We start from the raw sequence: 9,781 nt of genomic DNA, 5'->3' as shown, positions 1-9,781 counted from the left end.
CGACAGGCCCTTGCCCTCGGACCCGACGACGATGACGGTGGGTCCGGTGCCGTCGTAGGCGTCGAGCGTCACGTCCCCCTCCGCGTCGAGACCGACGAGTTGCGCACCCGTCTCCGCCCAATCCTTGAGTGTGCGAGTCAGATTCGGGGCCTGTGCGACGGGCAGCCGGGCCGCCGCACCCGCCGACGTGCGCCACGCCACCGCGGTCACCGACGCGCTGCGTCGCTGCGGGATGAGCACCCCGTGCCCGCCGAAGGCGGCGACGGAGCGGATGACCGCACCCAGGTTGCGGGGGTCGGTGATGTTGTCGAGCGCCACCAGCAGCGGCGGGGTGCCGCTGTCGAGGGCATCGCGCATCAGGTCGTCGGGGTGGACGTAGCTGTATTCCGGGACCTGCAGGGCGATGCCCTGGTGCATACCGTTGGCCGACAACCGATCCAGCTCACCCTTGCCCACCTCGAGGATCGAGATGGCACGGTCGGCGGCCAGCTTGACCGCCTCGGCGACCCGGTCGTCGGGATCACTGCCGGTGACGACGTACAGGGCGGTCGCCGGCACGTCGGCACGCAGGCACTCGACGACGGGGTTGCGACCCAGGACGTACTCGGGGCCGTCGTCCTTGCGCGACCTCGGCCGTCCCGCAGTGGTTTTCGCGGCGGCCTTGGCGCGCTTGTGCGCCGGATGGTACGGACGGTCGACGGCCTTCGGGGTGGCCCCACGCCCTTCGAGTCCGCGGCGTCGTTGGCCGCCGGAGCCGACGGTCTGCCCCTTCTTGCTGCCGTCCTTGCGGACGGCGCCCTTGCGTTTCGAGTTGCCCGCCATCTACTCCCGGCCTTTCAAGCTCCATTGTGCCCCGTCGGGGGTGTCGGTCACCTCGATACCGGCCTGCGCCAGTCGGTCTCGCACCGCGTCGGCGGTGGCCCAGTCCTTGTCGGCGCGCGCCTGCGACCGTCGGGCCAGTTCGGCCTGCACGAGCACGTCGAGTGCCGACGTGGCCGCCGAGTCGTCGGCGGCGTCGGAATGCCAGTGCGGGTCCAGTGGATCGACGCCGAGAATGCCCGTCATGGCCCGCACCGCCGATGCCGCGGACAAGGCCCCGGGCCCGTCGCCGCTCTCGAGGGCGGTGTTGCCGTGACGCACGGTGTTGTGCACGACGGCCAGCGCCGCGGGCACACCCAGGTCGTCGTCGAGGGCGGCCGCGAACTCGGCGGGTACCTCACCCACGCCGACCTCCGACACGCGCGAATGCACGCGCTCGACAAAGGATTCGACGCGTCGATAGCCTGCGGCCGCCTCGGTCAGGGCGCCGTCGGAGTATTCCAGCATCGAGCGGTAGTGCGCGCTACCGAGGTAGTAGCGCAACTCCACCGGCCGCATGCGCGCGAGCATCGCCGGGATCGACACCACGTTGCCCAGCGACTTGCTCATCTTCTCCCCGCCCATGGTCACCCAGCCGTTGTGCAGCCAGTACCGGGCGAACGGGTCGCCGGCGCCGTGCGCCTGGGCGATCTCGTTCTCATGGTGCGGGAAGATGAGATCCATTCCGCCGCAGTGGATGTCGAATTCCGCACCGAGCAGCGAGGTGGCCATCGCCGAGCATTCCAGGTGCCAGCCCGGACGCCCGGCACCCCACGGGGTGGGCCACGACGGCTCGTCGGGTTTGGCCGCCTTCCAGAGTGTGAAATCGCGCGGGTCACGTTTCCCGGTGCCCGCGCTCTCGCCCTGATGGACGTCGTCGAGTTTGTGACCCGAGAGCGCGCCGTACTCGGGCAGGCTGCGCACGTCGAAATAGACGTTGCCGTCGGCGGCGTAGGCGTGCCCGCGTTCGATGAGACGCTCCATGTAGGTGACCATCTGCGTGACGAATCCGGTGGCCCGCGGCTCCCCCGACGGCGGCAGCACGCCGAGCGCGTCATAGGCCGCGGAGAACTCCCGCTCGTGCGTGGCCGCCCACTCCCACCACGGGCGTCCGGCCTCGGCGGCCTTGCGCAGGATCTTGTCCTCGATGTCGGTCACGTTGCGGACGAACAGCACGTCGTCGCCGCGGTGCAGCAACCAGCGGCGCAGGATGTCGAAGGCGATGCCGCTGCGGACGTGACCGATGTGCGGAACTCCCTGGACGGTGGCGCCACACAGGTAGATCGACACATGCCCGGTGTGCAGGGGCACGAAGTCGCGTACTTCCCGGGTGGCGGTGTCATACAGGCGCAGGGTCACGACGTGCGATTCTACCCGGGTCGATGCCCGTGACCGTCCACCCCCGCGTGACGGGCCCCGGCTACCGGTACCGACCCCACGCGGTCAGTCCAGCCTCTCGTCGAGCAGCGCCGTGGCCACCGCGGCGATACCCTCGCCCCGTCCGGTCATGCCGAGCCCGTCGGTGGTGGTCGCCGACACCGACACCGGGGCGCCGAGCGCGGCCGAGAGCACCTGTTGCGCCTCCGCGCGGCGCGGGCCGATCTTGGGACGATTGCCGATGACCTGCACGGCACCGTTGACGACACGCAACCCTGCCTGCGACACCAGCTCGGCGACATGGGTGAGCATCTGCACACCGGACACGCCCTCCCATTCGGGGCGGCCCGTCCCGAACACGGAGCCGACATCGCCGAGTCCGGCCGCCGACAGCACCGCGTCGCACAGCGCGTGGGCACCGACGTCACCGTCGGAATGGCCCTCACAGCCGGCGTCGTCGGGGAAGTGGAGCCCCACCATCCAGCACGGCGCGCCCGACTCGACGCGATGGGCATCGGAGCCGATACCGACCCTCACGTGACGACCTCTCCGGAGTCCAGGATCTGACGGATGACCCGTAGGTCCCAGGGGGTGGTGATCTTCATGGCCATCGGATGGCCCTCGACGACGTGGACCGGGATGCCGATGCGTTCGGCCAGACCGGCGTCGTCGGTGGCCAGGCCCTCGTCGTCGGCATGTGCGGCGACGAGCGCCTCGCGGGTGAAGCCCTGCGGGGTTTGGATCGCGCGAAGCAGATCTCGATCGACCGTCGTGGTGACCCGTGCGAGATCGGTGTCGAACTGCTCGATCTGTTTGAGCGTGTCGGCCACCGGAATCCCGGGGATCACCGCGCGATGTCCGGCACGGATCGCGTCGATGACCCGACCGAATACGCCGGCCGGGGTGAGTGGACGAGCGGCGTCGTGCACCAGGATGATCCCGGCATCGCCGGCCGCGGCGAGTCCGGCCCGCACCGAGGTGGAACGATGGGCGCCACCGGCGACCACCTCGACGTGCGGCGGCAAAAGCAATCGTGCCCGACCGACGAGGTCGGCAGGCACGACGACGACCACACGAGCATCGAGATCGAGAACCTGATCGACGCACCGTTCGAGGATGGTGCGCCCGTGCAGATCGACGAAAGCCTTGGGAATCGACTCACCGAGCCGAGTTCCCGAACCGGCGGCCGGAATGATCACGCAGACCTGCGAGTTCACACGGCCATCCTGAGCCGACGACGCCGACCCGGGTGTTGCGGTCACAGCAGACGACGTCTACGACGCCGCGGCGAGAACCTCGTCGAGAATGCTGGTGGCCTTCTCGTCGTCGGTGTTCTGAGCAAGCGAGAGCTCGTCGACGAGGACGCGACGAGCGCGGGTCAGCATGCGCTTCTCGCCTGCCGACAGTCCGCGGTCCTGTTCACGACGCCACAGGTCGCGGACGATCTCGGCGACCTTGATGATGTCGCCGGAGATGAGCTTTTCTTGGTTGGCCTTGAACCGGCGAGCCCAGTTGGTGGGCTCCTCGGTGTGCGGGGCGCGCAAAACCTGGAAAACCTGATCGAGCCCCTCCTCGCCGACGACGTCACGCACGCCGACGTACTCGAGCTTGGATGAGGGAATCTGGACGGTCATGTCACCATCGGCAACCTTGAGAACCAGGTATTCGATCTGTTCGCCCTTGATGGTCCGAATCACGATGTCTTCGACCCGAGCAGCACCGTGATGGGGATAGACAACGGTGTCGCCAACTTTGAAATTCAATGTTCCGTGCCCCTTTCGAGTATGGCCAGTCTAACACGGGCGCCCCAGACGGCCCAGACAACGGTGCAGGTCAAGGCCATGATGGGTGCTCGGCCTCGGTGTTTGGGCAGGTGAGGCACCACCCCTTAGCAAGCGTGTCGCCTCTGCGCAACCGCGGCATCCACGGCCACACTCGCGCCCGCTGTCCGGGTCCGCTCCGTCGGCGACCTCGACGCGACACGGGCCAATCTGGCACCCCGCCGGGATTTTGTGACGCGCGCCCACTACGCTGCGTAGTGCAGCGTTCGTTCACTGCGTTTATGCGTTCGACTACCTGGGAGGAACGGGTGTCCGTGCCAACTCGACTTCGGCGACGACCTTCGACTGCACGACGCTTGGCGTCGGTGACCGCCATCGCGGCTGCGGGAGTCGCCATTGCACTGGGCACCACCGGTTGTGGTGCGGGACAGATCGCGCAGACCTCCAACATGATGCCCGGGGTCAACGGTGGCGAGGCCACCGCGACCTGGGACAAGGTCGAGATCCGCAACCTCCAGGTGGTCTACCCGGCCGATCAGGCCGACACCGTGTTCGACAAGGGCGGACCGTTCGAGGTGTCGTTCACCATCGCCAACAGCAGCCCGACCAAGACCTACAAGCTGACGAAGATCGCAGTGTCCCAACAGGGTGCACCGTCGTCGGCGACGGTGACCATCACCGGCGAGCCGACCATCGCGCCCGGACAGGCCGTGCGCGCAGGCAACCCGGCAAACGTCCTGCCGGACGGCTCGGAGCCGAGCGCCTCCGGTGAGTCGCAGAGCAGCACGGCATCGAGCACTGTGGAGTCCAGTAGCACGGAGGCCGGCAGCACCGCGACCACGACCAGCGCAGCCCGACCGACCTCGGCACTACTCGGAGAGTCGGCGATGATGGCCGAACTCGACGGCGCCGGCAAGTCGGTCGCGCCGGGACTGACCACCGAACTCACCTTCTACTTCCAGGTGCAGGACGACAACGGTAACTGGGTCGACGCCGGCACCATCAAGGCCGACGCCTCGGTCGACGCGACCACCCTGCAGACCCGGGTCGATCAGCCGCGCGGCGGCCAGGAGGCCGAGGGCGAAGGCGGGCACTGACGCTCGTATTCGGCAGAACCACAGACAGATTCGCGGGGCCGCGTCCATACCGGACGCGGCCCCGCGGCTTGTCTGATACTCAGGTCAGGGTCGACGACGCAGCCGCGCCGACGGTTACCGTCACCGGGGTGGCTCCCCCGTGGCCGTCGGAGACCGTCACGACGAAGGTGTCGTCGATCGTGCCCGGGGTGCGCGTGACATAGGTCCACGCACCGGTCGCGCTGTTCAGCGTCACCGAGCCGCCGGAGGGTCCCGTGGAGAGCGTGTAACCGACGGCGTCGTTGTCGGCGTCGGTCCCGATGACGGTGCCCGAGGTCGAGAGCGGGATGACGGTGATCGCCGACGTCGACCCGCTGCCGATCGCGTACACCGCCGACCCGTCGGCGTTCGCGATGAGCGATCCGTTCGGCCCCGACGTCGGCACCGACGACACCACCTGCTTGTAGTGCGCGCTGTTCGGATCGACGTCGACGATGTAGACGAGAGCGGCGAGCTGGTCGGACACCAGCAATGTCCTACCGTCCGCGCCGAGGGCAACCGCGCTCGGCGAGGCGCCGGTGGGCATGGTGATCGTGTCGATCGCCTGGGGCGTGGTAGACGGGTCCACATCGAGGATCGTCACCGTGCCGGAGCCGACATTCGACGAATACAGCCGGGTCCCGTCCGCGCTGAGCGCCAACCCGGAGGGGTTGGCCCCGGTGCCGGTGTCCCTGACATTGCTCGGGGGGATGTAGCCGCTGCTTGTCGGGCTGACGGTGACCGTCGATACCTCGGACCCGTTGTAGCCGGCCACGTAGACATGGGTGCCGTCCGCGCTGATGGCCAGATCGCCACCATCGGCGAACGTGTACGCGGCGTATTGCCCGTAGGTGACGCTCGTCGGGTCGACGTTGACGACGTACAGCATCGTCGAGCCCACCACGTAGGCGCGTTTTCCCTCGGGACTCACCACGACGTCCTGCGCACCGTTGGGCACTTGGTAGGTGGTTGTGACGAGGGTGCCGTAGGTCGAGCTCGCCGGGTCGACGTCGATGATCCGCAAGCTGTTGCCCGCGACCACATACACCCAGGTGCCATCAGGGCTGACGGTGATCCCGGCCGTCTGCTGCCCGACGTTGACCGTCTTGAGGATCTGGCCATAGGTGGCGCTGGCGACGTCGGCGTCGACGATGACCACGCTGCCGGATTGGACGCTGGCGTACAGGCGTTTCCCGTCGGGACTTGCCACGCCCTCCCAGAGCCTGGTCGTGCCGCTACCGATGGTCGAGGTCGTCGACCCGTGGTCGGAGGTGACGAGTACCGAGCCCTGCGGTGCCAGATTGGCAGGCGCGATCACCGGGGTGATGGTCGTCGTGGTGACGCCACCGCGCCCGTCGGTCACCGTGAATGTCACCGAATCGGCACCGGGTGTGGTGTTCCCGCCCGCCGACAACCCGTGGGCGTATCCCGGATCGGGTGTGTAGGTCCAGGTTCCGTCGTTGTTGTCCACCATCGTGCCGTGCGCGGGTGCACTCACGGTGATCGTTGTGGTGTCGCCGTCGGGATCGGCGGTGACGACCGTGTACACCGTCGACGCCCCATCGGGTGCCGGGGTGGCGGTGATCGTCGGCGCCCCGTTGGTGGTCACCGTGACCGCGTCGTGGCCGCCGTGGCCGTCGTCGACGGAGATGACTAACGAATCCTGGGTGAGGACCGCACCCGGGTTCGGGGTGTAGACCCACCCGCCGGTCGTCGGGTTGAGCGTCACGGTGCCGTGTGCGGGTCCGGTGGTCACCGAATAGGACGGCGTGTCACCGGCATCGGCATCGGTGGCGCTCGCGGTTCCGGTCATCCCCCCGGTCGGGATGACGCGGACGGTGCCGTCGAGGCCGGTGACGTAGAGACGTGTGCCGTCGGGGGTCAGCGCCACGTCGGTGGGAGTTCCCCCGGCCGGCAGCGTGGCGATCACCTGGCGGTAGGTCGGGCTCGACGGGTCCATGTCGATCACCGCCACCACCCGCGCGTTCTGTTCGCTGACGTAGAGGGTGCGGCCGTCGGGGCTCGCCGCCACCCCGGTCGCCGCCGGCGTGGCGATGGTGAAGAGCACCTGCTGATAGGTGGCGCTGTCCGGGTCGATGTCGATGACCCGCACCAGGCTGCCGCCCGTCGCGTAGAGAGTCTTGTTGTCGGCGCCGACCAGCACGCCGGTGAGACTGCTGCCGGGCAGATAGGTGGCCACGACATCACCCGCGGTGGAACCCGAACCGATGTCGATCGCCCGAACACCGGTATTGGTGGCGACATACAGCGTGTTCCCGTCCGGGTTGATCGCCAGATCACCGGGCAGATTGCCGAGAGGGATGGTCCCGATCACCGTTCCGGTTCCGGGATACTCCGGGTCCAGACCGATGACGACGACGCCACCGGACTGCGACATGTCGGCGACGTAGAGGGTGGAACCGTCCGGGGTGGCGACCGCACCCGTCGCATTGGCGACGGGGATCTGTCCGAGGATCTGACCGAACGTCGCACTCGAGGGATCCGCGTCGAGAATGTACACCGCACCGGCCGTCGTGTCGCCGACAAAGGCGTACTTGCCGTCTGCACTCACCGTCACCCCGTTCGGCAGGCTCGTCTGCGCGTTCCCGAGCACGATCACCGCCGACGAGCCGCTCGACCCCGAAACCACCAGCACCGGAGCGGCATTGGTTGGCGCGATCAGCGGGGTGACGACGGTGGTGACGGAGCCGCCGTGCCCGTCGGTCACCGTGAACGTCACCGAATCCGATCCGGGCGTGGTGTTCCCCCCCGCCGACAACCCGTGGGCGTACGCCGGATCGGGTGTGTAGGTCCAGGTTCCGTCGCCGTTGTCGACGATCGTGCCGTGCGCGGGTGCACTCGCGGTGACCGTTGTGGTGTCGCCGTCGGGATCGGCGGTGACGACCGTGTACACCGTCGAGGCCCCATCGGGCGCCGCAGTGGCGGTGATCGTCGGCGCCGCGTTGGCGGGGGCCACCGTGACGGTGACCGTCGCGGTCTGTCCGGAAGCGCCGGTGGCCGAGAGCCAATGCAGATGCCAACCGTTGGAAGGGGTCTCGTCGGACACCGTCACCGTGAACGAGTCGACGGCGGTCGTGGTGCCGCCGTTCTCGGTCAACTGGTGCGCGTAGTCCGGGTCCGGGGTGTAGGCGTAGGTTCCGTCGGGGCCGATCACGACGGTTCCGTGGTCGGGGCCGTCGGTCACGGTATAGGTCACCGTGTCCCGATCGGGATCACTCGCCCCGAGGGAACCGGTCACCACGCCGCCGGCGCCGACCATCTGTCCGCCGGGCGTGAGGACCGGATACGAGTTGAAGAGCCGCCGATTGATCTGTTGCCATGCGGCCCAGGCGAAGACCAGCGCGGGCTGCGGCGGCGGCGCCGAACCATTGCCCACCGCAAAGGGATTGAATCCCAGCACGCTGAGTAGCGTGGCGACGAACTTCGTCGGTGCATTCACCACGGGCACGCCGTCGTCGACCGTGGCGGGTGCAGGCGCCGACCCCACGACGGTCACCGGGGCCGCAGTCGTCGAGACCGACATCAGCACCGCCATCGGAGATGTCGGCGTCGGCGTGGTGGGCGCTTGCCGCGTTTCCGGGCTCGAGGCACCCGGGGACGTCGAGCCCTCGTCGTCGGGCCCGGTTGCGGAGTCACCCACCGGGGTCGCCGGAACCCCGGACGGTTGCGCGCCCACGCCGGAGTGGGGCTGCGTCCCGACAGACGGTGGAGCGGAGGCAGATTCGGTGTTGGCGATCTCGGTGGTATCGGCCTCGGGGGTGGCGGTCTCAGGGGTGGCGGTCTCGGTGCGAGACGGTTCGGCTCCTGATTGCTCGGGGGTTACCGGGTCCGGGGTTACGGGGTCCGGGGTTACGGAATCCGGCCCCGAGGACTCGGTTGCCGGGGATTCGGCAGCGCCAGAACCATTGTCACCGGCCGAGGAGCCGGCCGGGGCCGAGGCACCGGATTCACCACTCGACGCCTCGCCCGAGGCCGTCGAATCCGTACTGCCCGAAGTCGATTCACCGGTTGTAGTCGTGCCCGTCCCGACGGGATCGGCGTAGGCGACTGCCCCGTCGACCACCGCCTGGCCACCCCACCACAGCACGGCCCCGACGCCGACACCGGCTGCCGCTGCTCGTACCCTATGTGTCGATCCGGTCGCTCGCCTTCTGGTCATCGTCGATCCTCACGGTGGATGGTGGCCCCGAACGGACGCGACACGCCCGCGCTGTCGACGCTGCCGCACACCACATCACCGCGATAGCCCCGACTTTCGGGGGCATCCGATCAGAGGACACCGGTCAATCGCGGTTCAGGAACCGTCCCGGCGAGGCATCGGCAGCCACCCGTCCTCGACCGCACGTTTGTACAGATCGGTCTTGGTGGGCGCATCCCGGTGCGCATCGTGATACTTGCGGCGAATGCGCTCGACGTATTCGTTGACGGTCTCCACCGACAACCCGGTCACCCGCGCGACGTGGGTTCCGGAGCCACCCGACGCATAGAGTTCGAGCACATCGCGGAGCCGCGGCGGGAGATCGACGAACGCCGGGTCGGAGTCCAGCGCCGCCGCCCAGTCCATGGTGGGCACCGCATCTCCCGCGGCGGCGGTCTCCACCGCACGGCGCACCTCGTCTCTCGGCGCAC

The 9,781-nt window shown here is 68.6% G+C and carries 7 protein-coding genes and 1 pseudogene; 1 reads left to right on the top strand and 7 read right to left on the bottom strand.

The features are described from left to right. From B1964_RS03305 to B1964_RS03285, 5 genes are all read right to left on the bottom strand, one after another. A partial coding sequence (locus B1964_RS03305; protein WP_079928809.1) for an RNA methyltransferase occupies positions 1–822 on the bottom strand: 822 nt, incomplete at its 3' end. Beyond that, positions 823–2,217, bottom strand: coding sequence for a cysteine--tRNA ligase (cysS, locus tag B1964_RS03300; RefSeq protein WP_079928806.1), 1,395 nt, complete (start codon positions 2,215–2,217; stop codon positions 823–825). An 84-nt stretch (positions 2,218–2,301) separates the two neighbouring features. Continuing rightward, on the bottom strand, positions 2,302–2,772 hold the full coding sequence (gene ispF, locus B1964_RS03295; protein ID WP_079928804.1) for a 2-C-methyl-D-erythritol 2,4-cyclodiphosphate synthase: 471 nt from the start codon (positions 2,770–2,772) through the stop codon (positions 2,302–2,304). Continuing rightward, positions 2,769–3,452 carry a 2-C-methyl-D-erythritol 4-phosphate cytidylyltransferase gene (gene ispD / locus B1964_RS03290; RefSeq protein ID WP_253193869.1) on the bottom strand — a complete coding sequence of 228 codons (684 nt, stop codon included), beginning with the start codon at positions 3,450–3,452 and terminating at the stop codon, positions 2,769–2,771. Before ispD ends, ispF begins: the two co-directional genes overlap by 4 nt. A 57-nt stretch (positions 3,453–3,509) precedes the next feature. Then, positions 3,510–3,998 carry a CarD family transcriptional regulator gene (locus B1964_RS03285; protein WP_006372593.1) on the bottom strand — a complete coding sequence of 163 codons (489 nt, stop codon included), beginning with the start codon at positions 3,996–3,998 and terminating at the stop codon, positions 3,510–3,512. A gap of 383 nt (positions 3,999–4,381) precedes the next feature. Between B1964_RS03285 and B1964_RS03280 the strand changes: the two genes are divergently transcribed. Continuing rightward, positions 4,382–5,113: a hypothetical protein gene (locus B1964_RS03280; protein ID WP_079928800.1), complete on the top strand. Its 732-nt coding sequence runs from the start codon at positions 4,382–4,384 to the stop codon at positions 5,111–5,113. Between the two features lie 79 nt (positions 5,114–5,192). Here B1964_RS03280 and B1964_RS03275 read toward each other — a convergent pair whose 3' ends face one another. Together B1964_RS03275 and B1964_RS03265 are read right to left on the bottom strand one after the other, a co-directional pair. Further along, the gene (locus B1964_RS03275; RefSeq protein ID WP_139765612.1) at positions 5,193–9,311 is read right to left on the bottom strand and encodes an Ig-like domain-containing protein; all 4,119 of its coding nucleotides are present in this window, start codon (positions 9,309–9,311) and stop codon (positions 5,193–5,195) included. 135 nt (positions 9,312–9,446) lie between these two features. Beyond that, positions 9,447–9,781 (bottom strand): annotated as a pseudogene (locus tag B1964_RS03265) (response regulator transcription factor); the annotation flags it as partial.

This window comes from Gordonia sp. i37, from assembly GCF_002043085.1.
Lineage (GTDB): Bacteria > Actinomycetota > Actinomycetes > Mycobacteriales > Mycobacteriaceae > Gordonia > Gordonia polyisoprenivorans.
The sequence above is the reverse complement of the archived record's forward strand: the minus strand, read 5'-3'. Positions and strand labels throughout refer to the sequence as shown.